Origin of the sequence: Kineosporia rhizophila (assembly GCF_021277265.1) — a bacterium.
Classification (GTDB): Bacteria; Actinomycetota; Actinomycetes; order Actinomycetales; family Kineosporiaceae; genus Kineosporia; species Kineosporia rhizophila.
This window is the reverse complement of sequence record NZ_JAJSOH010000025.1, coordinates 85,927-108,566: the sequence shown is the minus strand read 5'-3', so window position 1 is coordinate 108,566 and position 22,640 is coordinate 85,927. Positions and strand designations below refer to the sequence as shown.

20 protein-coding genes are annotated in these 22,640 nt (G+C 69.6%); 10 read left to right on the top strand and 10 right to left on the bottom strand.

Annotated elements, in window-relative coordinates; all coding sequences use genetic code 11:
- Nucleotides 1-948 precede the first annotated feature (948 nt).
- From LWF15_RS27730 to LWF15_RS27705, 6 genes are all read left to right on the top strand, one after another.
- Nucleotides 949-1,788, top strand: a complete 840-nt coding sequence (locus tag LWF15_RS27730) for a sugar phosphate isomerase/epimerase family protein (RefSeq protein WP_232813894.1) — start codon at nt 949-951, stop codon at nt 1,786-1,788.
- A gap of 6 nt (nt 1,789-1,794) precedes the next feature.
- Nucleotides 1,795-2,427 carry an EboA domain-containing protein gene (locus LWF15_RS27725; RefSeq protein ID WP_232813891.1) on the top strand — a complete coding sequence of 211 codons (633 nt, stop codon included), beginning with the start codon at nt 1,795-1,797 and terminating at the stop codon, nt 2,425-2,427.
- A 29-nt stretch (nt 2,428-2,456) separates the two neighbouring features.
- A complete protein-coding gene (locus LWF15_RS27720) occupies nt 2,457-3,311 on the top strand; it encodes a TatD family hydrolase (RefSeq protein ID WP_232813890.1) in 855 nt (284 codons plus the stop codon).
- The gene (eboE, locus tag LWF15_RS27715; protein ID WP_232813889.1) at nt 3,311-4,441 is read left to right on the top strand and encodes a metabolite traffic protein EboE; all 1,131 of its coding nucleotides are present in this window, start codon (nt 3,311-3,313) and stop codon (nt 4,439-4,441) included. The genes LWF15_RS27720 and eboE overlap by 1 nt, the downstream gene beginning before the upstream one ends.
- Nucleotides 4,438-5,808: an alkaline phosphatase family protein gene (locus LWF15_RS27710; protein ID WP_232813888.1), complete on the top strand. Its 1,371-nt coding sequence runs from the start codon at nt 4,438-4,440 to the stop codon at nt 5,806-5,808. The genes eboE and LWF15_RS27710 overlap by 4 nt, the downstream gene beginning before the upstream one ends.
- 175 nt (nt 5,809-5,983) lie before the next feature.
- The gene (locus LWF15_RS27705) at nt 5,984-8,242 is read left to right on the top strand and encodes an esterase-like activity of phytase family protein (protein ID WP_408624144.1); all 2,259 of its coding nucleotides are present in this window, start codon (nt 5,984-5,986) and stop codon (nt 8,240-8,242) included.
- A gap of 65 nt (nt 8,243-8,307) precedes the next feature.
- On the opposite strand, the gene LWF15_RS27700 is transcribed toward LWF15_RS27705, so the two are convergent.
- Both LWF15_RS27700 and LWF15_RS27695 read right to left on the bottom strand, forming a co-directional pair.
- Entirely contained in the window at nt 8,308-9,144 is an 837-nt protein-coding gene (locus LWF15_RS27700; protein ID WP_232813886.1) for a hypothetical protein, read from the bottom strand.
- A gap of 112 nt (nt 9,145-9,256) precedes the next feature.
- Nucleotides 9,257-9,562, bottom strand: a complete 306-nt coding sequence (locus LWF15_RS27695) for a hypothetical protein (protein ID WP_232813885.1) — start codon at nt 9,560-9,562, stop codon at nt 9,257-9,259.
- Here LWF15_RS27695 and LWF15_RS27690 point away from each other — a divergent pair.
- Together LWF15_RS27690 and LWF15_RS27685 are read left to right on the top strand one after the other, a co-directional pair.
- Nucleotides 9,561-11,540: a methyl-accepting chemotaxis protein gene (locus LWF15_RS27690; protein WP_232813884.1), complete on the top strand. Its 1,980-nt coding sequence runs from the start codon at nt 9,561-9,563 to the stop codon at nt 11,538-11,540. The genes LWF15_RS27695 and LWF15_RS27690 overlap by 2 nt on opposite strands.
- Nucleotides 11,541-11,690: 150 nt before the next feature.
- Entirely contained in the window at nt 11,691-13,235 is a 1,545-nt protein-coding gene (locus tag LWF15_RS27685; RefSeq protein WP_232813883.1) for a right-handed parallel beta-helix repeat-containing protein, read from the top strand.
- On the opposite strand, the gene LWF15_RS27680 is transcribed toward LWF15_RS27685, so the two are convergent.
- Nucleotides 13,232-13,606 carry a DUF4406 domain-containing protein gene (locus LWF15_RS27680; protein ID WP_232813882.1) on the bottom strand — a complete coding sequence of 125 codons (375 nt, stop codon included), beginning with the start codon at nt 13,604-13,606 and terminating at the stop codon, nt 13,232-13,234. The two genes, LWF15_RS27685 and LWF15_RS27680, sit on opposite strands and share 4 nt — an antisense overlap.
- Nucleotides 13,607-13,661: 55 nt before the next feature.
- Here LWF15_RS27680 and LWF15_RS27675 point away from each other — a divergent pair, with 55 nt between their 5' ends.
- The gene (locus LWF15_RS27675) at nt 13,662-14,429 is read left to right on the top strand and encodes a DeoR/GlpR family DNA-binding transcription regulator (protein ID WP_269810925.1); all 768 of its coding nucleotides are present in this window, start codon (nt 13,662-13,664) and stop codon (nt 14,427-14,429) included.
- 125 nt (nt 14,430-14,554) lie between these two features.
- On the opposite strand, the gene LWF15_RS27670 is transcribed toward LWF15_RS27675, so the two are convergent.
- Nucleotides 14,555-15,238, bottom strand: coding sequence for a GOLPH3/VPS74 family protein (locus LWF15_RS27670; RefSeq protein ID WP_232813880.1), 684 nt, complete (start codon nt 15,236-15,238; stop codon nt 14,555-14,557).
- Between the two features lie 4 nt (nt 15,239-15,242).
- Nucleotides 15,243-15,428 (bottom strand): hypothetical protein, encoded by a 186-nt coding sequence (locus tag LWF15_RS27665; protein WP_232813879.1) that lies wholly within the window; start codon nt 15,426-15,428, stop codon nt 15,243-15,245.
- Between the two features lie 254 nt (nt 15,429-15,682).
- On the opposite strand from LWF15_RS27665, the gene LWF15_RS27660 reads away from it, so the two are divergent.
- Entirely contained in the window at nt 15,683-16,657 is a 975-nt protein-coding gene (locus tag LWF15_RS27660; RefSeq protein ID WP_232813878.1) for an LLM class flavin-dependent oxidoreductase, read from the top strand.
- 23 nt (nt 16,658-16,680) lie between these two features.
- Here LWF15_RS27660 and lanKC read toward each other — a convergent pair whose 3' ends face one another.
- Genes lanKC through LWF15_RS27635 form a run of 5 tightly spaced genes read right to left on the bottom strand, consistent with a single transcriptional unit; the run spans nt 16,681 to nt 22,584 of the window.
- On the bottom strand, nt 16,681-19,167 hold the full coding sequence (gene lanKC, locus LWF15_RS27655) for a class III lanthionine synthetase LanKC (protein ID WP_232813877.1): 2,487 nt from the start codon (nt 19,165-19,167) through the stop codon (nt 16,681-16,683).
- A 19-nt stretch (nt 19,168-19,186) separates the two neighbouring features.
- Nucleotides 19,187-20,863, bottom strand: a complete 1,677-nt coding sequence (gene mpaP, locus LWF15_RS27650) for a daptide biosynthesis intramembrane metalloprotease (RefSeq protein ID WP_232813876.1) — start codon at nt 20,861-20,863, stop codon at nt 19,187-19,189.
- Nucleotides 20,860-21,666: a hypothetical protein gene (locus LWF15_RS27645; RefSeq protein WP_232813875.1), complete on the bottom strand. Its 807-nt coding sequence runs from the start codon at nt 21,664-21,666 to the stop codon at nt 20,860-20,862. The genes mpaP and LWF15_RS27645 overlap by 4 nt, the downstream gene beginning before the upstream one ends.
- Nucleotides 21,659-22,384, bottom strand: coding sequence for an ABC transporter ATP-binding protein (locus LWF15_RS27640; protein ID WP_232813874.1), 726 nt, complete (start codon nt 22,382-22,384; stop codon nt 21,659-21,661). Before LWF15_RS27640 ends, LWF15_RS27645 begins: the two co-directional genes overlap by 8 nt.
- Nucleotides 22,381-22,584 carry a hypothetical protein gene (locus LWF15_RS27635; RefSeq protein ID WP_232813873.1) on the bottom strand — a complete coding sequence of 68 codons (204 nt, stop codon included), beginning with the start codon at nt 22,582-22,584 and terminating at the stop codon, nt 22,381-22,383. The genes LWF15_RS27640 and LWF15_RS27635 overlap by 4 nt, the downstream gene beginning before the upstream one ends.
- Nucleotides 22,585-22,640 lie beyond the last annotated feature (56 nt).

The window sequence follows — 22,640 nt, the reverse complement described above, 5'->3', positions numbered from 1 at the left end:
TCACTCGGCCGTGGGCAGGGCCGCACAAGTGGGCGGGGCTTCGGATGTGCACGAGGTCTCGTCTGCGGGTAGGGCCTCGCATGTAGGTGAGGTCTCGCCAACGGGTAGCGGCTCGCGTACAGGTGGGGCTCCGGGCGAGGTCTTGGCCGCGGGCAGCGCCCCACAAATGGGTGGGTCTTCCTGGGTGGGTGGGGCTTCGGCCGTGGGTAGGGCTGCGCGGGCGGGTGGGTCTTCCTGGGTGGGTGGGGCCTCGGCCGTGGGTAGGGCTGCGCGAGTGGGTGGGTCTTCCTGGGTGGGTGGGGCCTCGGTCATGGGCAGGGCCGCACAAGGGAGTGACGTCGCCCCTGCGAGGAGAAGTTCGCCTGCGGGGTGGGCTTCCCGTGTGGGTGGGACCTTGGGCTTCGGTAAAGCGGCGCGAGCGGGTGGGGCCACGCAAGCGGGTGGGGCCGCGCAAGCGGGTGGGGCCGCGCGACCGGGTAGGGCCACACATGCGGGTGGGGCCGCGCGAGCGGATGTCGCCAAGCAAGCGGATGTCGCCAAGCAAGCGGGTAAGGCCAAGCAAGCGGGTAAGGCTACGCAAGTAGGAGGGGTCTCGCGTGGGAGTGAGGCTTCGCGTGGGAGTGAGGCTCTGCGGGTGGGGGCTGAGTTGAACATGAGTGGCGCTCCGCCGGTGGAGCTGGCTCCCAGCCCATTTGGGCGGGTGGCTTCGCTGGGGCTCGCGGTGTTGGCCACCGCCGTCTATGCCGTCCCTTCGCTACGGGCCTCATGGGCCGCGGCTCAGGATCCTTCGCCCCAAAACGTTCAGCGCATCGTGGGTACCGGGGTGATGGGGATGATCCCGCTGCAGAGTGCGCTCACGGCGGCGGCGGGAAGGCCGGGGACGAGCGCGGGTTTGCTGGTGGTGTGGCGGGCGGGCCGGATGCTGGCGCGGCGTAGGCGGGTGACGTGATGGGGTTGCGCTACGCCTACGTCACGAACGGGCTGGGGGACCATCGGTTGGACCATGCCCTGCGGATGCTGGCCGACCACGGCTACAGCGGGGTGGGGCTGAGTCTGGATCATCATCACCTGGATCCTTTCGGTCCTGATCTGCCTCGAAGAGTAGCCGTCACCGCCGACAGACTTCGCGATCTGGGGCTGGCGGTGGTGGTGGAGACCGGGGCCCGGTTCGTGCTGGACGCCCGGCGCAAGCACGAGCCCACGCTGCTCAGTGACGAGGGCCGGGAGCGGCGGGTGGAGTTCCTGCGGATTGCGACGCGGGTTGCGGCCGATCTGGGAGCCGAGGCCGTCTCGTTCTGGTCGGGGGTGCGGCGGCCGGGGGTGAGCGCCGAAACGGCCTGGCAGCGGCTGGTTGAGGGGTGTGAGGCGGTGCTGCTCACGGCCGAGCCCCTACAGGTCAAGCTGGCTTTCGAGCCGGAGCCGGGCATGCTGGTGGCCTCGGTGGACGACTGGCGCCGGCTGCGGGACACCTTGGGCCACCCCCTGTTCGGGCTCACTCTCGACGTCGGGCACTGCCTGGTGACCGAGCCGCAGCCGATTCCCGAGGTCGTCAAAGACGTTCGGGACGAGCTGTTCTACGTGCAGATCGACGACATGCCCCGGGGTGTTCACGAGCACCTGGACTTCGGTGAGGGCGATGTCGACTTCCCGCCCGCGCTGGATGCCTTGAAGGGCTTCGAAGGACTTGTAGCCGTGGAACTTTCGCGGCACTCGCACACTGCGCACACCACTGTTCCCCGCTCGATCGAGTTCCTGAAGGCAGCCGAGAACGCCACCACGACGAAGTGAGGGTGCATGATCGCCACCGATGCCGAGGTCTGGCTCGACGAAGCCCTGCGGCAGGTCACGCTGCAACCGGCCACCATCCGCCGGCTCTTCCCGATGGTCACCCGCAAGGTGGGGGCGGGGCACGAGCAGGCGCGCATCCGGCTGCTGGCGGCGCTGCCCGACCGCACCGAGATACCCGGCCTGTACCGCTACGGCGATGTGAACGAGCGTCTGGCCATTCTCCACTCGGCCGAGCAGCTCAACGCCGATGATGCGCTGGTCGCCCTGGCCCGGGATGCGTTCCGCAGCAACGATCCCCGTCTGGTCACGGCCTGCGCCCAGCCCTCCATCGTGCAGAGGCTCGACGACGACGAGGTCGGCCAGGTGCTGATGAAGTGCGTCTTCATGGAGGTGCCGCTGGAGCGGATTCCGGCCATCACCCGTCGGGCCACTCCCCGGACCGCCCGCATGGTGGCGGGTTTCGTGCTCGAACGGGTCTGCGCGGGCCGGGATGTGGCCCCGGACGTCTGGACGGTCATCGACCGGTACCCGGCCGAGACCGAAGATGAGATCAAGCGCATCGAGAGCGAGCTGGAGTCGAGCGACCCGGAACGCCGGAGGGCCGCGGCCGCAGCGCTGCAGAGCCGGCCCCGTCACTGAGCCACCTGCCGATCCCGAGGAGCCTGGCCATGCGCATCTTCGAACCTCACATCCACATGACCTCCCGCACCACCGACGACTACGAGGCGATGGCCGCGGCCGGCGTGACCGCGCTGGTCGAGCCGGCCTTCTGGCTCGGGCAACCGCGCTCCAGCGCCGGTTCGTTCGTCGACTACTTCAATGCGCTGATCGGCTGGGAACGGTACCGGGCGGCCCAGTTCGGTATCGCCCACCACTGCACCATCGCCCTCAACCCGAAAGAGGCCAACGATCCCGGTTTCCGCGCCGAGGTGATGGACATCCTGCCTCGCTACCTGGCCAAGGACGGCGTGGTCGGGGTGGGGGAGACCGGGTACGACTCGATCACCCCGGCGGAGGACGAACTGCTGGCCGCCCATCTCGCGCTGGCCGTCGAGTTCGAGCTGCCGGTGCTGGTGCACACGCCGCATCGGGACAAGCTGGCCGGGACCCGGCGCACCCTCGACGTGGTGAAGGAGTCCGGGATCGCGCCCGAGCGGGTGCTGGTCGACCACAACAACGAGCTCACGGCCAAGGTCGTTCTCGACGCCGGGGTCTGGGCGGGCTTCTCGATCTATCCGGACACCAAGATGGACGAGCGCCGGATGGTCCTGCTCGCCCGCGAACTGGGCACGCAGCGGCTGGTGGTGAACTCGGCCGCAGACTGGGGGCGCAGCGATCCGCTGAAAGTGGCCAAGACGGCGCAGGCCATGCTGGACGGCGGTTTTCCCGAGGATGAGGTGGCCCGCGTGGTCTGGGACAACCCGGTCACGTTCTTCGCGCAGAGCGGGCGACTCGATCTCGATGCGGTGAAGAACGACGAACTCTCTCAGGGCAACTCGATCCTGCGCGGGGAGCGGCCCTGATGAGGTTCCGGCACCCGGACGGCAGCACGGTGCACCTTTCGTACTGCACCAACATGCATCCGGCCGAAGACCTGGTCGGCATCATTGCCCAGCTGCACGCGTATGCCGGGCCGGTGCGGCGTCTGCTCGGCTGGCCGCTGCTGGGCGTCGGCCTGTGGCTGCCCGCACCGGTCGCGCGACTGCTGGCCTCGGACGCTCGAGCTCTGGGCCTGCTCAGGAGCGCGCTGCGGGAGGAGCAGTTGGAGGTTGTCACCCTCAACGGCTTCCCTTATCGAGCGTTCCAGGCCGAGGTGGTGAAAGGCGCGGTCTACCGCCCGGACTGGCTCGAACCCGAACGCCTCGAGTACACCGTAGATCTCGCCCGGGTGCTGCATCAGCTTCTTCCCGCAGATGCCGTCGAAGGCAGCATCTCCACCCTCCCGTTCGGCTGGCGCACGCGCTTCCCGGAAGGAACGGCTTCGGTGGACGAGCCGATGCGCCAGGTGGCCGACGAGCTTCGGTCCATGGCAGAAGATTTTGGACGTCCGGTGCGGCTGGCCGTAGAGCCGGAACCTGGGTGTGTGGTCGAAACCATGGACGCCGGTGTCCGGGCAGTCTCTCGGCTCGCGGTTCCCGAGTGGATCGGGATGTGTTTGGACGCCTGTCACCTCGCCACTCAGTTCGAGGACGAAGGTGTGCTGGATCTGTGCGACGCCGAGAAGGTCTCCGTGTTCAAGGCTCAGGTCTCGAATGCCCTGCGGGTGAACGAATCTGATCGTGATTGGCTGAGGGAGTTCGCCGAACCCCGGTTCATGCACCAGATCCGGCAGCGGGACGGGTACGGCGAGGACGACCTCACCGAGCGCATCGGCGATTCGCTCGATCCGCAGCAGGAGTGGCGGGTGCACTATCACCTTCCGCTCGACCAGACCGAGCGCACCACTCAGCCCGAACTGCGCAACACCCTGTGCGCCCTGGTCGGCGGGCCGAGCGCGCGCACCCACCATCTCGATGTCGAGACCTACACGTGGTCCGTGCTTCCTGGCGCCGATCGTCCTCAATCGGCGCAGGCCCTCACCAAAGGCATCGCCGGGGAGCTCGACTGGACCGCCGACCGCCTCACCGAACTCGGACTGGAGCCGCTGCGATGAGCAAGAATCCCGTGCTGGTGCTGAACATCGTCGGGCTCACGCCGCGTCTGCTGGCCCACATGCCCCGGGTGGCGAGCGTAGCCCATGCGGGGTTCCAGGCCGGCCTGGGCACGATCCTTCCGGCTGTCACCTGCAGTGCGCAGGCCACGTATCTGACCGGCAAGCTTCCCACCGAGCACGGAATCGTGGGCAACGGCTGGTACTTCCGGGATCAGGGTGAGGTCTATCTGTGGCGCCAGCACAACCGGCTCATCGAGGCCGAAAAGGTCTGGGAGACGGCACGTCGTCATCGGCCCGACCTCACCGCGGCCAACGTGTGCTGGTGGTATGCGATGGGTGCGAGCACCGACTTCACCGTCACGCCTCGGCCGATCTATCACGCCGACGGCAAGAAGGACGCCGACTGCTACACCCGTCCGCCGGCGCTGCGCGACGAACTGACAAACGAACTGGGCACCTTCCCGCTGTTCACGTACTGGGGCCCAACAGCGTCCATAAGCAGTTCGGCCTGGATCGCCCAGGCGACCCGCCGGCTGATCGGGACCCAGAGACCGGATCTGGCGCTCTGCTACCTTCCACATCTCGACTACGACCTGCAGCGCTACGGTCCCGACGGCGCCGAGGCGATCGCCGCGGCCAAGGAGATCGATGCGGTGGCCGGCGAACTCGTCGAATATGCCCGGGAGAGCGGTTACACCGTGGTCGTGCTGTCGGAATACGGCATCACCGCGGTCGACGCGCCGGTGGACATCAACCGGATGCTGCGCCGGGAAGGGCTGCTGGAGGTCTACACCCAGGCCGGGATGGAGTATCTCGACCCCTGGGTCTCGCGGGCCTTTGCGGTGGCCGACCATCAGTTGGCCCACGTCTACGTGAATGATCCACGCGACGTTCCTCGCGTCCGCGACCTGCTGGCCCAGCTGCCCGGGGTGGACCTGGTGCTCGATGCGGACGGCAAGAAGGAACACGGGCTGGACCATCCGCGCAGCGGTGAACTGGTCGCAGTGGCGGCGCCGCGTTCCTGGTTCACCTACTACTACTGGCTCGACGATGCGCGGGCGCCGGACTTCGCGAAGGGGGTGGAGATTCACCGCAAGCCCGGCTACGACCCGGCCGAACTGTTCATGGACCCGCAGGACCGCTTCGTGAAGGCCCGGGCCGCGCTGACCCTGGCCAAGAAGTTCAGCGGACTGAGGTACGCAATGAAGGTGGTGCCGCTCGACGGGGCTCTGGTGCGGGGAAGCCACGGCCGGACAGCGGCCGACCCGGCGGACGGCCCGGTCCTGCTGTGCTCCGACTCGTCCGTCTCCGCAGCCACATTCGAGGCTACCGCCGTACGCGACCTGATCCTGGAAGTCCTGATCTGAGGCCACCGCACGCTGTTCGTCGACTCCCGTTCATCCGCTGGACGAGCGTGGATCACCCCTGCGTGGCAGGCTCCGGCCGCGCTGCCCGGTGGTCGCGACCGGGGACGATACGAGGAGTGACGTGGGAAAGAAGCAGTTCGGGGCCCGGGCCCGCCGCGGGGTAGCGGTCCTGACGATGACGGCCCTGGCGGGTTCGGCGTTCGTCGCCGCGGCCCAGTCGGCCAGTGCCGGCTCACGTGAGCAGTTCTTCAACCGCACCGACACCTACCCGGTCTTCCAGAACCGGCCCGCGGGCGACGCGATCGGCGACGAGACGGTGGCCGAGATCTCTACCGTCACCGAGGACGGCCGGACGATGATCTACACCGATGCGGCGGGCAAGCGCATCGGCTTCCTCGACATCTCCGACCCGGGCCGGGTCAAGGGTCTGGGCACGCTCTCGCTGAAGGAACTCGGCGTTGCCGACGACCAGCCCACCTCGGTCACCGTGGTCGGCGGCTACGTGCTGGTCGTGGTGGACACCAGCAAGAGCTTCACCGAGGCCTCCGGCCGGGTCGACATCGTCCGGATCTCCGACCGTACCCGGGTGCGCAGCATCGACCTCGGTGGCCAGCCGGACTCGATCGCCGTGGACAAGCAGGGCCGTCGGGTGGCCATCGCGATGGAGAACCAGCGTGACGAGGAGGCCACCCCGGCGGGCGGCGAGGAGGGCGATCTTCCGCAGCTCCCGGCCGGTTTCGTCCAGGTCATCGACCTGAAGAGGGCCTCCGACCCGGCCACCTGGACGGCGTCGCGGGTGGACCTGGTGAACCCGGACGGCTCGGCCCTGAAGTCGTTCGTGGCCGCCGGCCTGGACACCCCGGTCGACCCGGAGCCGGAGTACGTCTCGTTCAACGAGCGCGGCGACCTCGCGGTCACGCTGCAGGAGAACAACGGCATCGTCCTGATCGACGCGGCCGCCAAGAAGATCACCAAGGTGTTCAGCGCGGGGAAGGCCACCGTCGAGGACATCGACGTGAAGGACGACGGCAAGATCGACCAGAGCGGCCGCATCGTCGACCTGCCGCGCGAGCCCGACGCCGTGGCCTGGCTGGACGACCGCTACCTGGCCACCGCGAACGAGGGTGACTGGAAGGGCGGCACGCGCGGCTGGACAGTGTTCGACAGCCGCACCGGCAAGGTCAGCTACGACTCCGGCAACGAACTCGAGAAGCTGGCGATCCAGGTCGGCCTGCACTCCGAGAACCGCGCCGACAACAAGGGGGTCGAGCCCGAGGGCCTGGCCACCGCCGAGTTCGACGGCACCAAGTACGCCTTCGTCGGCTCCGAGCGCAGCAACTTCGTCGCCGTGTACGACGTGGACAAGCCCCAGAACCCGAAGTTCGTGCAGGTGCTGCCCACCACCAACGGGCCCGAGGGCATCCTGCCGATCCCCTCGCGCGGTCTGCTGGCGGTCTCCAGCGAGACCGACGAGGCCGAGAACGGCGTGCGTTCGGCCGTGACCCTGTTCAAGATCGGCTCGAAGGCCCCGGCGTTCCCGCAGATCGAGTCCAAGGAGAAGAAGGGCCGGCCGATCGGCTGGGGCACCCTGGGCGCCCTGTCCGCCGTGCCCGGCAAGTCCGACACGCTGGTCAGCGTGACCGACGCGGCCTACAGCCCGACCGCGATCCTGACCATCGACACCGGCCGGACCCCGGCCCTGGTCAAGGACCGCCTCGAGGTCAAGGACGCCGACGGCAAGCCGGTCGGCCTGGACGCCGAGGGCATCTTCGCCCGCCCGCAGGGTGGCTACTGGCTCGCGGTCGAGGGCGCCACCGGGGCCGAGAACAAGCTCGTCCTCCTCGATCGCAAGGGCGTGGTCGAGAAGACCGTGGCGCTTCCGGCCGAGGTCGCCGCGGGCCTGAAGTCGCAGGGCTTCGAGGGAGTCACGGCGGTCAGCGACAAGTCCGGCGAGCACGTCTACGCCGTTCTGCAGCGCGAGGTCTCGACCGACCCCAAGGGCGTGGCCCGGATCGGCCGCTACGACGTGAAGACCGGCACGTGGACGTGGTTCGGCTACCAGCTCGAGACCACCACCACTGCGGGCGACTGGATCGGCCTGTCCGAGATCACCGCGGTCGGTGACGGCCGTCTGGCCGTGATCGAGCGGGACAAGCTCAACGGCCCGAACGCCAAGATCAAGCGGATCTACACGGTCGAGCTGCCGAAGACCGACCCGGCCGCCGGCACCCTGCCCGTCCTGCCCAAGAAGCTGGCCGTGGACGTGCTGCCTCACCTGCAGGCCACCAACGGCTGGACCCAGGAGAAGCTCGAGGGCCTGACGATCGGCGGTGACGGCGAGGTCTACGTCTCGACCGACAACGATGCTCTCGACGACGCCACCGGCGAGACGGTGTTCCTGAAGCTCGGGAAGGCTCGCAAGCTCTTCAAGTGATGCTCAGGTGATGTCCGGCGAGGGGCCGCGGTGACACCGCGGCCCCTCGCGCGCGTTCGGGGAGGTCAGCCGACCTTCCAAGCACCGGCCACGAGGTCTTCGCGCGGGGCCCAGAAGACCCCGCCGGCCTCGGAGACGTCGGCGTACTTCACGGTGATCGTCTTGGTGCTCCTGGCCTTGACTGTGACCTTCTTCTGGCCCTTGGCGGCGGCGTGGTCCTCACCGTCGGCGTCTTCCCAGACGAACGCGCCCGGGTTGACCTTGAACTTCTTCAGCGCCTCGACCTTCACGGTCAGGGTGCCCTTGCCGTCCTCGAGCACGGCGTCCTGGGGAGTCAGCCGGGCCACGGTCTTGCCGGACTTGTACACGGTGACCGTGCTGCCGCGCTGCACGTAGCTGGCGGGCAGCAGGTTGGCGGCACCCTCCACCTCGCGGCCCTTGATCAGCCAGGCCCCGGCCACGGTGGTCTCGTTCGGTACCCAGATCGCGTCGCCGTCGCCCACCCCGTCGAAGGCGATGGTGACGGTCTTGGTGGTGTCGGCGGGCACGCTGATCTTGCGCTCGGGGTTGACCGCCTCGTTGTCGGCACCGCCCTCGTCCTCCCAGAGGAACTGGCCGGCGCGCAGCGAGAAGTCCTTCTTGGCCTCGACGGTCATCACCAGCTTGCCCTTGCCCCGGGGGTGGGCGGCGGACTCGACGGTGAGCTCGGCCTGCACCTTGCCGTTGCGGTAGACCGTCACCGTGTCGGCACGCTGCACGTAGGCGGTCTGGTTCCCGGCCTTGGGCAGGTCGGCGGCCACGAACGAAGAGCCGGTGGCGGCCTGGGCCGCGGGGGCCAGCAGCGCACCGCCGATCAGCGCCCCGCCCAGAACCAGCACTCCGGCCGTGGTCTTCCTCTTCATTGCACTGCCTCTCGCTCGGACGGGTGTTGCGACAGTCACCCATCCTGCTGAAACGAGAGGCGCGGGGCGTCAGACCTGAGTCTTGTCCGTCTACGACCCAGGTCTGACTTCCTCAGGCCATGGCCCAGTAGGGCAGTCTCTGATCGACGCGCCGTACCGCGATCCGCACCCCGCAGGTGCTGCAGGTCTTGGTGTATCCGTCCGGACGCTTGTTGGTCGGGTTGATCAGTTCGGTGCGGCCCTGGGGATCGGGCTCCGTCTCGCCGGGGCAGACGTGCTCGTCGGGGGCGATCTTCTCGCTCATGTTGGGGGAGTCGGACCGTACCCCAGGGTTCTTGAACCCCTGACGGCCCGCGCTCAAGATCAGGGCCCTGGGCGTCGAGGAGCCCTGCACCACGGAAAGAACGGACTCATCCATGCCCAAGTTCCTGTCGACGCTCAAGGCGCGACTTGTGGTCGGAGTGGTGGCCACCCTCGTCGTCGCGCTGGGCGGGCTGACTCTGGTGGTCACGCTGCAGGTGCAGAAGCGGGCCAAGGAGGACGCCGAACTCTATGCCGGTGAACTGGCCGGCCGGGGTGCCGACAGTGCCGCGGCGCAACTGCTCAACGGGCTGACGGTCGCCCGGGGGCTGGCCAGCGCCATGGTGGCCGAGCGCGCGGCGGCGAACGGCCGGGCGATCGGGGACGCGACCCTGCTGGGCACGCTCAAGGAGCACCCTGATCTGTACGGAGCCTGGGCGGGCTGGGAGCCGAACGCTTTCGACGGCAAGGACGCCCGTTATGTGAACACGCCCCACAGCGACGACAGCGGCCGCTACATCACCTACGTCTACACCGACCTGGCGGACGGCTCCTACAAGTCGCAGGCGCTGACCAGTTACGACGCGACCGACGGGAGCAGCGACTACTACACCGTCCCGCTCGAGAGCGGGGAGGAAAAGGTCGTCGAGCCGTACGCGTACGCCATCGACGGGGTGGACGTCCTGATGACCTCGGTCTCCGTCCCGATCATCATCGGCGACCGGACGGTGGGGGTCGCGGGGGTGGACATCCTGCTGGACAGCCAGCAGGAGCTGGTCTCCAAGATCACTCCCTACGGCACCGGTCGTGCCACCCTGGTGAGCACGGCCGGCGCCGTGGTGGCGAGCGGTGCCGGGTTCGAGGCCACCTCTGCACTGAACGACAGCTCGGCGGCCCTCTCGGCCATCGTGAGCGACCTGGCGCCCGGTGAGAGCACCTCTCAGTGGCTGGAACTCGACGGCACCGACGAGCTGGTGGTGGCGAACGGGCTGAACCTGGGGCCGGGGGACAAGTGGTCGCTGCTGGTCACCGTGCCCGCCTCCTCGGTCCTGGCGAACGCCCACGGGCTGCGCACCATGACCGTCCTGATGGCCCTGCTCGCCCTGGCCGCCGCGGGGATCGTCACGTTCCTGATCAGTCGATGGGTGCTGCGCCCGTTCGAGCGGGCTCGCGACCGGATGGCCCAGATCGCTGACGGGGACGGGGATCTCACGGCTCGGCTGGACGAGTCTCGGGACGACGAGGCCGGTCAGCTGGGCGCCGCGTTCAACCGTTTCTGCACCAAGGTGGCCCGGGCCATCTCGTCCATCAACGACGCCTCGGGTTCGCTCTCGGGATCGGCCGGCGAGCTGACCGCGGTGGCCGGCCGGTTGCGCAGCGCTGCCGACGAAACCGCGCTTCGCGCCGGCGAAGCCTCTACCGCCACGGGTGTGGTGACGCAAGGCATCCACGGACTGGCCACCGGCAGTGAGGAACTGAACGCGGCGATCGGTGAGATCGCCCGCAACGCCGGCCGGGCCGCGAGCGTGGTGGCCGAGGCGGTGGAGGTGGCCGGGGCGGCGAAGAGTGAAGTGGTGCAACTGGAGTCGACGGCGGCCGAGGTCGGGGTGGCCGTGCAGCTGATCACCGCGATCGCCGAACAGACCAATCTGCTCGCTCTGAACGCGACGATCGAGGCAGCCCGGGCCGGTGCGGCGGGCAAGGGTTTCGCCGTGGTCGCCACCGAGGTCAAGGAACTGGCCCTGCAGACCGCGCGGGCCACCGAGGAGATCTCCAACCGGGTGGACGCGATCCGCTCCAGCACGGAGTCGGCAGCCTCCTCGATCGGTCAGATCCAGGGCGTGGTGGGGCAGATCGACGAGGTGAGTGCCAGCATCGCCGGGGCGGTCGAGGAGCAGAGCGCCACCACCCAGGAGATGAGCCGCAACAGTTCCGAGGCCGCCCGCAGCGCCCAGGAGATCCACACCACCGTGGAGAGCGTCTCGGCCGTGGCCGCACGGACCACCAACGATGCCCAGACGGCTCAGGACGCCGCCGCTCGGCTGGAACAGCTGGCCGCTCATCTGCAGGGTCTGGTGGGTAGTTTCCGGGTGTAAAGCCTTGCCTCACAACTGTGGCGGGCACCACTCCGGCAGGTCAAGAAGAACGAAGATCCGCCTTATCGATCGGTTTGCCGATCCTTTGTGCACGAATACTTAGCCTGAGAGCCGTTTCGCACCACAAACGTCCTCAGTTAAGGAATTTCCGTGCTCAGACCACGCACCCTCGCAGCCGCTGCGGTCGGCACCGCCGGCCTCCTGGCAGTGATCGGCACCACCGTCGCTACCGCGGCCAACCCGGCCGGCTGCCTGGAGTCCGGCACCGGCCAGGACATTCAGAATGCGCTGTCGGGCGAGGGTGCGGTGGCTACGCTGTGCGCGGGGGCCACCTTCGACCTTTCCCAGCCCGTCAAGTTCTCTGCGGCCAACCAGTCCATCGAGACCGAGGGCCGGCCCGGCGGCGACACCCGGGCCACGCTGCGGGTGACCGGTGCCGAGCAGGCCACCGCGATCGAAGGCGGCGGCAAGAGCGGCATCAAGCTGCGCAGCATCCAGGTCGACGGCCGGCGGCCGGCCCTCGGGCGGATCGCGGGCGGCAGCGGCCTGGTCGAGATCGGCGGCGACGTCACCGGTCTCGTGGTCGAGAACAGCCGATTCCTCGAGCCGCGCGGCTGGTCGGCCCTGCATCTGGCCGAAGGGGTGGTCCGGCAGGGTGTGCCCGGCTGTCAGGGAGCGAGCGTCACCGGCAACCAGATCGGGCCTTCCGGCACGCCGGACGGCTGGGCCGACGGCATCTCCCTGGCCTGCGGCACCAGCACCGTCAAGAACAACACCATCACCGACGCCACCGACGGCGCCATCGTGGTCTTCGGTGCCCCCGGGTCCACGGTCAGCAACAACACGATCATTGCCCAGAACCGCACGCTGCTGGGCGGTATCAACATGGTCGACTACGGCCCGATGGACGGGAACTACGAGGGCACCGTGGTCTCGGACAACACCGTCCGGGCCGACGGGGCGCTGATCAAGATCGGCCTGGCGATGGGCCCGGGGGTCTGGTCGTGCACCGACACCGTGGTCACCGGAGGCACGGTCACCGGCAACACGCTCGAGGGTTCGACCATGGGCTACGGCTACGCGGTGAACGGCGTGAAAGACTTCACCATCACTGGTAACAAAGACAATTCGGTGCACATCGGCATCCCGAACGGCAGTTGCGACGGGGTCAACCCGAAGCCGGCCGGATTCCTGTCCGACGTGGCCCAGGGCGGCCGACTGCAGAGCGACTTCACCCCGGCGAAACTGAACTTCCTGCTCGGGATCAGCCACCAGACCGCCTCGTCACCGCTGCCCGCCGACGGTGACACGATCGCCCTGCGCTCGCGCACCACCGGCAAGTGGGTGCAGGCCGACCCGAACGGGAAGTCCCCGCTGAACGCCACCATCGCCTCGGCCGGGCCGTGGGAGAAGTTCGAGATCGAAGACGCCGGTGAGGGCCTGGTCGCTCTGCGCGCCCAGGCGAACAGCACCTTGGTCACCGCTGAGAACTCCGGCGCCGAGCCGCTGATCGCCAACCGCACCGCACTCGGGCCGTGGGAGAAGTTCCGGGTGCTGCGCAACGACGACGGGTCGGTCACGCTGCAGGCCGATGTCGACCACGAGTACGTGCGGGTGCAGGACAACGGTTCCAAGCTGGTCTCCGACACCACCGCACGGGCCGAGGCGGAGAAGTTCGACCTGCTGCTGAACTAGCGTGCGGGGATCTCTTCGGCGCGGTGGTACACGGGCAGGCCTCGCCGGTGCGCGATCGCCACGTCCTGGTCGGCCCCCTTCGACTCTCCCGGCAGGCGCAGCACGGCGTCACAGTGCTCGAGCAGGCGCTCCGCGGTCGGGTACATGACCTTCTCGCTCAGCGGGTGGTTCGGGTCGAAGGGGTCGGCCCCGGCCGAGCGCAGCACCGGCAGGGCCACCCACTCGCCGATCATCGGCACGTGACCGGCTTCGAAGACCGGCCAGGCGGCGGCCTCGAGACGGGCCAGGTTCGCGGCAATCTTCTCCGGGTCGTCACCGGTGCCGGAACGGTAGGGGCCGGCGATCAGGATCATCATGGGCTTGTTCGTCATGACCGCTACGATAGAAGCATCGTGAACAAACGTGCAAGAACGTGAAGGAGTGCGAATGCTGGCGGCGGAACGACGAGACCTCCTCCTGACCCGGTTGCGCACCGACGGCAAGATCGTGGCCAAGGACCTGGCGGCCGAACTCGGGCTGTCCGAAGACAGCATCCGTCGCGACCTGCGAGAGCTGGCCGCTGCTGGGTTGTGTCAAAAGGTTTACGGGGGAGCCGTTCCTGTTTCTCCGGCTCTGGCCGACTACAACGGGCGTACCACCGTCGCCCCCGACAGCAAGCACGCTGTCGCGGCCCACGCCGTGACTCTCGTGCGGCCTTCCAGTGTGGTCATTCTCGACGGCGGGACAACCACTCTCGAAGTTGTCCGAGCGCTGCCCCTGGATCTTGAGTGCACGGTTGTCACCCACAGTCCGACCATTGCCGTCGAGTTGCTGAACCACCCGGCGGTCGAGGTCATCATGCTCGGTGGGCGCCTGTTCAAGCACTCGGCGGTGACCTGTGGCGCTGCTGCCGTCGAGGCCGCTGCCGGCATCTCGGCCGACATTTTCCTGCTGGGGGTCACCGGCGTGCATCCCGTACACGGGCTGACCACAGGCGATGCCGACGAGGCGGCCATGAAGCGCGCTCTCTCACGTCGGGCGGCGGAGACCTACGTCCTGGCCAGTGCCGAGAAACTCGGTACCGCTTCGCGTTACGGCGTGGTGGCGCTTTCGGAGGTTGCCGGCGTGGTGACGGACGGAGCCGCCAGTGACACCGCGGATGAGCTCACGGCGCAGGGAATTCCGGTGCTGTCGGGAACTGGTGCCGAGCGGTAGGTGAGTGGGGCTGCCAAGCCCCTGGCGAGCGTCCTCAATGCTGCTGTGCTCGACAGGGGTCCGGCCACGTCCGCGTGGCTGACAGGCCGCGGACGTGGCCGGGGTCGGTGTTCTTCAGGGCTGTTTCAGTTCGAGCCGATCGCGCCCATGGCCCCGGCCGCTGCGACAGCCACGGAGATGGTGCGGATGGCCGAGGCCACGGCATCCCCGGCGGGGGAGGCGGCGCCGAGTTCGCTGATCCGGTCTCGCAGTTCGCGGGCGGACACCTCGGGCAGGTCCGGCCCCAGCACCGTCTTGTGCACGCCCAGGCCGACCAGGATGGACAGGATCGACAGGTCCCGGTCGGTCGCCGCCCCGCCGGTCAGGGCCGTGCGCAGCCGGGCCCGCAGATCCTGCTCGGGCGCGGGGTCGAGGGTGGGGTGCTTGGCGGGCACCAGCCCACCGAGGCGGGCGTCCTGCAGACCGAGGATCCCCGCCTCGGCCAGCCGCTTGCCCACCGCCGCTTCCGGGTTGAGCTTCCGGTCGCGCACGAGCTGGGCGAACTTGTCCCCGTCGCGCTGCCCGAGCCGGGCGAGCGTCTCGTCGAGGAGGGCGTCGCCGGTCGGGGTGGGGTCGGTGACGTGGACCCGGTGCTCCTTGTCCTCCTCGGCCGTGACCCGGCCCAGGGCGGCGAGGTCGGCGATGACGGCGGCGGTCAGACCGATCCCGCGCTGGGTCCCAAAGCCCTCCCGCACGCCGGCGTCGGTGGTCAGCAGCAGGAAGACCTCTTCGCAGATCAGCAGGCCGGTCCGGCCCTCGGTGGCGGACACCGGGTCAGTTCCGCGCGGCAACGCCGCGCCCCTGCCGCCGGGCCCGCACGAAGCCGATGACCACGAACGCGACGACGAACAACGTCACCGCGATCCGGGCGGGCCCCTCCAGGCTGAGCGCGGGCAGGACCACGCCCGCGCAGACGATGACCCAGAAGACCGGGCTCTTGGTGGTGATGATGCTGGACATGCTGCTCCTCACTCTCCGCCCCTCCGGGGGGCCTGGCGGTCGGCCCGAAGATCAACCGGTACGTCAACCAGCCTAGGAAGCGGCGGGCCGTCGCGTCAGAGCCAGTGGTCAGGACCTCGGCATGACACCTGTCATCGACCGCTCCGCCATGACTCACGAATCCGGCGCCCGCGCTTCATCCGCACCCGGATGCGCGTCAGGATCGAGCGATCCGGCCTCGCTCGGGGCCCATGACCACGAAAAGGGGGCCTCGAGTGAAACTGTCGCTCCTGGTGCCGTTCATGCCCAAGGATCCCCGCGAGCTGGTGCGGTGGGCCGCTCTCCTCGAACCGTCACCCGGACGGTTGTGGCAGGGGCAGGCCGTCACCCTCGACCCGCTGCAGTCGTTCGCCTATGTCGCCGGAGCCGGTCACCGAGTGCCGGTGGGCTTGTCGGTGACCCTGATGCCGCTGAAGCACCCGTTCCAGGCGGCGATGGAGGCACGCTCGCTGGCGCAGATCACCGGGCACCCCGTCGTCTACGGGCTGGGCCCCGGGCCGGTCGTCTTCCAAGAGTTGCTCGGTGCCCGGCCGGCCAGCCAGCTCAGGGCGGTGCGTGAGTACGTCACCGCCGTTCGGGACCTGCTCGCGGGAGACACTTCAGAGCCCGGCGAAACGGTTACCTCGAGCATGCCTTTGCACCGCCTGGAAAGTCCCGAGGTTCGGCTCGGACTGGGGGTTCTACGGCCCGCGATGGCCCGGCTCGCCGGCGAGATCGCGGACGTCGCGGTCACCTGGCTCGCTCCCGCCGACTACGTCGGATCGGTGGTCGAGCCCGCCCTGCGTGAGGGCGCCGAGTCAGCGGGAGTGACCCGGCCGCTGATCAGCAGCGTGGTCCCGGTCGCGCTGCGCCGCCCCGGTCGTAACCCCTACCGCACGGTCCTGGCCAGCAACTACGGCCATCTCCAGGGCCCGCACTACCAGGACATGCTGGCCAAGGCGGGTATCCAGTTCGACATCGACCGGCCGGGGCCGGCCGCCAAGGCCGTCCTCGACGGTGGCGCCTTCCTTCATGACGACGTGGACGGGCTCGGTGAGCGGCTCGGTGCCTACGTCGAGGCCGGGGTGGACGAGGTCGTCCTCAACCTCTCTGGCGTTCACGCTCTCGAGGGGCCGGATGCCGCGTACGACGAGGCGGCGGAGCTCCTCGAGGCGCTCTGCCCCACCGCCGGGGCCACGAAGGTCGCCTGAGTTCCAGCGGTGGGGGAACGGTTTCACTCGGGGAAGCAGAACGGGACAGTGCCGCCCTCGGTCACCCAGACGATGCCGGTCGAACCGGTGCCGAGGTCGCACGACATCTTCAGCCCGTGATCTCCCAGGTATCCGGCCACGCCCTGGTCGGTGACCCGATGCAGGGCGAGGAGCTCGGTCTGCCGGGCGATCTGCTGTTCGTGGCCGGGCCAGCGGGCGCCCACGTGGCGTAGCGCAGCGATCATGCCCGCCCGTCCGGTGAACAGGCCCGGCTGTTCGTGGTGCCACAGGTCGTGGGCCGTGCCGAGCCGGGCCAGGGCGCGTTCCAGCTCCGTGTCCTCGGTCCGGGCCAGGTAGTCGGCGAGAACCATTGCGGTACCGGCACTGCCACGGTGGATCGTGGGCCGGCGCCAGGGGCCGGGTGCGACGGGCGCCTCGGCCCCGCCTCCGCCCGGGAAGAGCAGGTCGAGCTCGGTCTTGAGCGCGGCGCGGGCGGCAGTCAGCAGTTCGGGCGATCCGAACCGTTCGTGCAACCGGACGAAGAGCAGGGCCGGCCCGGCCGGACCGTCGAGCAGACCCCAGGCGGGGGTGCCGCGGCGGGTGCCCATCCGGGTCCATGCCTCGGTGGCCATCAGGTGCTCACCGATCGCCAGGGCCGCCTCGGCCGCACCGGGAACGAGGGCCTCGGCCTGGAGGGCGGCGACACCGGCACCGGACCGGCCCCGGGTCAGCGAATGGTCGGCCCTTGTGTCGTCGGCGGCCTGCTCGAGGGCACGGTCTAGGGCCTGGCGGGCCGAGTCCTCGAGCCCGAGATCGGCCAGGGTCAGGCCCAGCCCGGCCCAGCCCTCGAACAGACCTGGCCCGCAGTCGAGCCGGGGAAGCCGGGTTTCGAGCCATTCAAGGTGTTCGGCGGGGGTCTCGTTCCCGCGCCGGCGCAGCGCCCACAGCACGCCGCTGGCCCCGTAGGCCGGGGTAAGGCTGCCCCCGGGAGTGCGGAAGAGGTTCGCGGCGCTGGGGTAGAGGCGGTCGTCGCGGCGTGGGGTGGCGTTCGCCAGGGTGAACGCGGTGACGTCGTCGGCGGACACCTCTACCCGGGCCGGCCGGGCGGTGTCGATGCCGAGATCGGCCAGGACCTGCTCGTCGAAGGTGCGGGGAACTGCGCCGTCGAAGCGGGCGTGGATCTCCTCGAGCAGGTCGAAGACCTTCTCCGGGCCCCAGCTCAGCGTGATGGTGGCCGGCAGGAGGAGGGCCAGCCTCAGACAGGCCAGGCCGTACCGGTCGGCGGCCGTGCCGCGCAGGTGGTCAGGGGCCCGGAAACCCGGAGCCCCGATGCGTTGTGGCTGGTCGTCGACCGTCCGGCTCGCCGTCTCCAGGTCGATGAACATGGGTTCGCCGGTGGCCCCGACGAGGACGTTGTTCGGATGGACGTCGCCGAAGGCGACCCCACGCCCGTGCATGTCGTGCAGAGCCGCAGCGACCCGGTCTCCGACGGTCAGCGCCCAGTCGGCGTAGGCCGCCCGGTCGAGGTCCCGCTCGCCCTGCAGATCCGGATGGTGACGCTGGACCAGGGTGAGCAGCGAGTCGCCGTCCACGAAGTCCCGGGCCAGGTAGTAGTGCCGGTCACCGCGCAGGTAGCTGACCAGCCGGGGCACGTACGGCGCCCCGGCCAGTTCCTCGAGGGCCCAGCGCTCCTGTTCCAGCCGGTGCACGGCGTCCCGGCCCTGCTCGTCCAGCCCGGCCATCGGCCGGGCCTCCTTGACCAGCACCCGGGCCCCGGTGGCCCGTTCGACGGCGTCGTACACGCCCCCGCCGTTCGAGAAGTGCAGCGCCCGTTGCACCTTGAACGGCAGAGGGCTGGATCCGGCCCGTCGCCGCTCCAGGGCCTCCAGCACGCACTCGGGAGGGGTGACCCAGTCCGGGACGTAGAACGAAGGCCGCCGGACGTCGGGCACCAGCACCCCGTCGGGCCGACGGACCGAAGGAACCGGCAGACCGTGCGCATCCGCTCCGACGAGCTCGACGAACGCGCCGTACCGGACGTAGACGGGCGCCGTGCGGTAGCGCAGGTCGGTGAGGATCGCCGGCCCCTCGAAACCGGCCAGGAGCAGGTCGAGATCATTGAGGACGCCGGCCAGGTCGCCTTCGGTGCGGGGGTAGATCGCGATGAACTTGCCGCTGGTGGTGCGGTCGGCGTACTTGCTGTTGCGGGCCAGCACCTGCTGCGGCGAGCGCAGGAACTTGAACGGGACCAGCTGCTTCAGGCAGTAGGACCAGACCACGTCGAGCACCTTCTCGGCGTCGTCCGGCGTGGTCGACACGTGCACCTTCCAGCCCTGCTCACGGCTCTCCTGGGCGGCCGGGTGCTGGTAGCACCAGATCTCGTCCGCCGTGCGCAGCCAGCCGTCCGGGAGAGGCTCGCCGGTCTTGGCGAAGTCGCCGGCCTCGGTCACCGAGGGCACGTCGAAGAACGGTGACCTCTGTAAGCAGTAGTCGATGATGCCGAAGTCCATGGCGGGCCTCTTCCGGGCGCTAGACGAGGGGCTTGATGTAGGAGTCGAGAGCGAAGCGCCACAGCGGGATCTGCGGCCCCTGCCAGATGGCGATCCCGCTCGCCGCCTCCGGTGCGGCAGCGACGGCCAGGCGCACGGTGTCCGGGTACTTCGTGGTCATCGTGGTGACCACCGGGGCCACCGCGCTGATCGGCCCGACCTGGGCGGTCGAGGTCGGGTCGGCGACCCGGGCCTCGGCGACGAGCTGGCGGCCGAGGACACCGCTGCGGTACAGCTCGATCCGGTCGCCCCGGGCCAGTTCGTCGTGGGCGCCGGCCGGCATGATGAAGTGGACGGCACCGTCGGCCCCGGTGAAGTACCCGCCCTGGACCGTGCGGGGCACCTGGAGCAGGACCGAGCCGGCCAGGACGGCGGCGGCGGCCGCACCGGTGACCAGCGCGATCCGGAGCCGGGGGGCTCCGGTCTGCACCGCGAACGTGATCATCCGCCGCCAGCCCCGGACGACCACCAGGGCGCAGCCCAGGATTCCGACGATCATGCCGACCAGCCCGACGATCCCGATCTGCGACAGGGCCCTCGACCACAGCGAGACGGCTTGCAGGACGATCACGAAAGGGAAGCCGATGCAGGCGAATCCGTACGCCACCGCCCAGCGGTACTGCGGCAGTTCCGGGTCCCGGCGGGCTCCGAAGAGCACCCAGGCCCCGAACTGACGGGCGTCGCCCATCGCCTTCTCCCGCAGGTTCGGGATGTCCAGGTGGCTCATCAGGGCGAGGTAGCCGTCGAACTTCACGAACGGGATGAGGTTGAGGATCCCGCCGAGATAGGTACCGGCCGCGAACAGGACCAGTTCGTGCCGGATCGGCGCGGTGACCGGCAGCAGCGAGGCGAAAGCGGCCACCGCGCCGACGACCGCCTGGGTGGTGATGCCCGAGCAGGCGATCTGTACCCGCTGCCGGCGGTCCGGCAGTCGCCACCCGTCGCTGACGTCGCAGAAGAAGGCCGGCGCCAGGTAGAAGAGCATGACCCCCATCCGGCTCGGCCGGCCTCCGTGGTTGACCAGTACTGCGCCGTGGCCGAACTCGTGGATCGCGGTGGCGACCACGAAGCTGAGGGCGACGGCGCCGTAGGAGGTCAGGCTCAGCGGCGTGGTGGCCGCCGACCAGACCATCGACGGACGCAGGACCAGCGAGATGATCCCGGCCAGGGCGAACAGGATCTGCAGGGTGAAACCCCGGTGGCCGGTGACCATCCGGATCAGCCGGGTGAACGGCGTCAGTACCTTCGCCGGGTCCAGCACGGTGAGCTGGAAGGTCAGCGGAGGGACGTACTTGAAGGCGGACGTGGTGGTCGGCCGCGGTTCCCGGTCTCCCACCAGGTCTTTGGCGACCAGTTGCTCCCAGGTCCGCCAGACGTCGTCGGAGGTCCAGGGATCGCCGAGCTGGGAGGCCAGTTCGTCGAGCGGCGTGGAACCGTCCAGGGAGTTGGCGACCGAGGCGAAGTCGGGGGAGACCCGGAAGTACCGGTCGGGCCCGTCCTGGATGATCCACGGCGCCTCGGGGGCGAGGGGCTCGACGACCGTGACACCGGCGGCCAGGCGCGGCCTCTGGGGGTCCGGACCGACCCGCTCCAGGACCTGCGGCCCACCCGCGCTGCGGAGCCCCGGGGTGCCGCTGACGGCTCCGCTGCTGTTCATGAGGTCGTGACGTCCTTTCTGCTGAAGCTGGTCCAGGCGATCGCTCCGAGGACTGCGACCCAGGCCACGGCGACGGCGGCGCCGGCGGCGAGCGGCAGGAGGTCCGGCAGCACGTCCCGGTAGACCGAGCTGAGCGCGATGGTGAACAGGTACTTGGCGAAGTCGGGCCAGATGCGCTGCAGACCCGGGTCGACCAGGAGGGTCTGCAGGAGCAGGACGAGCAGCGCGATCGTGCCGCTGCGGGCGAGAACCCCGACGAAGAAACCGAAGACGGAGGCGAGCACGCAGCAGGCCACGATGCCGAGGGTGATCCAGGTGGCCTCCGCGGTCCACGAGAACGGCACGCCCAGGCCGGTGTTGATGCCGTAGGTGGTGGTCGTCGCCATCACCGCGGCGAGGGCGCCGAAACCGAGGCCGGCCACCGCGCTCACCACGATCTTGGCCGCGAACACGGTGCTCCGGCTGCTCATCAGGATGCTCCGGGTCAGCGCCCCGGTCCGGGCGTCCCGGGTGAACAGCATCGAGCCGAAGATGCCGGCCAGCAGGAAGGTCATCATCCAGGACCGCACCTGGCCCTCGGTGAGCTCGGCCGGGCCCTGCGTGGAGGAGCCCGACTGCACCTGGGCGGCCAGCGCGTACGAGGTGAGCAGGCACAGCACGACGGCGCCGATCGACAGGCTCAAAAGCTGTCGGCCCTGCAACGCCCGCCACAGCTCGGACCGCACGACCCGGTCGAACCGGCCCCGGTCGGAACCGGCCGGGGTGGCGTCGAGCGTCACCGGTGTGGAGGTGGTGTTAGACATGGTTCTCCTCCTTCTGGGATCGGAGCAGGGCGAGGAAGCTCTCCTCCAGGCCGCCCGCCTGGGAGACCAGGGACGGGGCGGAGCCGGTGAAGAGGATCTTCTTGTCGAGCACCACCACGTCGTCGACGGTGCGCTCGATCTCGGCCAGGAGGTGGCTGCAGACCAGCACCGTGCGGCCCTCGGCGGCCAGGCCCCGGACCAGGCCGCGCAGCCAGGTGATGCCCTCCGGGTCCAGGCCGTTGGTCGGCTCGTCGAGGATGAGCAGCTCGGGGTCGCCGAGCATGGCGACGGCCAGGGAGAGACGCTGCTTCATACCCGTCGAGTAGGCCGAGGCCTTCCGGTCGGCGGCGTCGGTGAGGCCGACGAGGGCCAGCACCTCCTCGACCCGGCCCGGTGCCAGGCCGAGGGCACAGGCCCAGATCTTCAGCTCGTCGCGGGCACTGGCCCCGGCGATCGGGGCCATCCCGTCGAGCATGACGCCGACCCGGCGGCCGGCGTCGGACAGTTGCGAGTAGGGCTTGCCCCACAGCAGGGCCCGCCCGGCCGTGGGTGCGGCCAGTCCCAGCACCATGCGGATCAGGGTGGTCTTGCCCGCGCCGTTGGGGCCGAGCAGCCCCACGACGCGGCCGGGCGCGGCCTCGAAGGTCACGTCGTCGACCGCGCGCACCCCCCGGAACTGCTTGGTGAGGTTCTCCACCCGGATGACGGGGGTCGTCATCGGGACAGCCGCTTCGTGGCCACGTCGTGGCCGAGCGCGCCGGTGAGCAGGCCCGCCAGGGCGATGGCGCTGGCCGTGCGGGCGGCGGGCGAGAGGGGCAGCACGGGCAGGACCGCGACGATGCCGCCGAACGCCAGCAGGATCGGCTTGGTGATGGGGGGCACGGTGGTCAGGGCGGCGGGGACAGACAGCGTGGGCATGGTGATGTCCTTTTCGATCCGGATGGGCTTGCGGTCTCGCGCTGACGGCGGTCAGC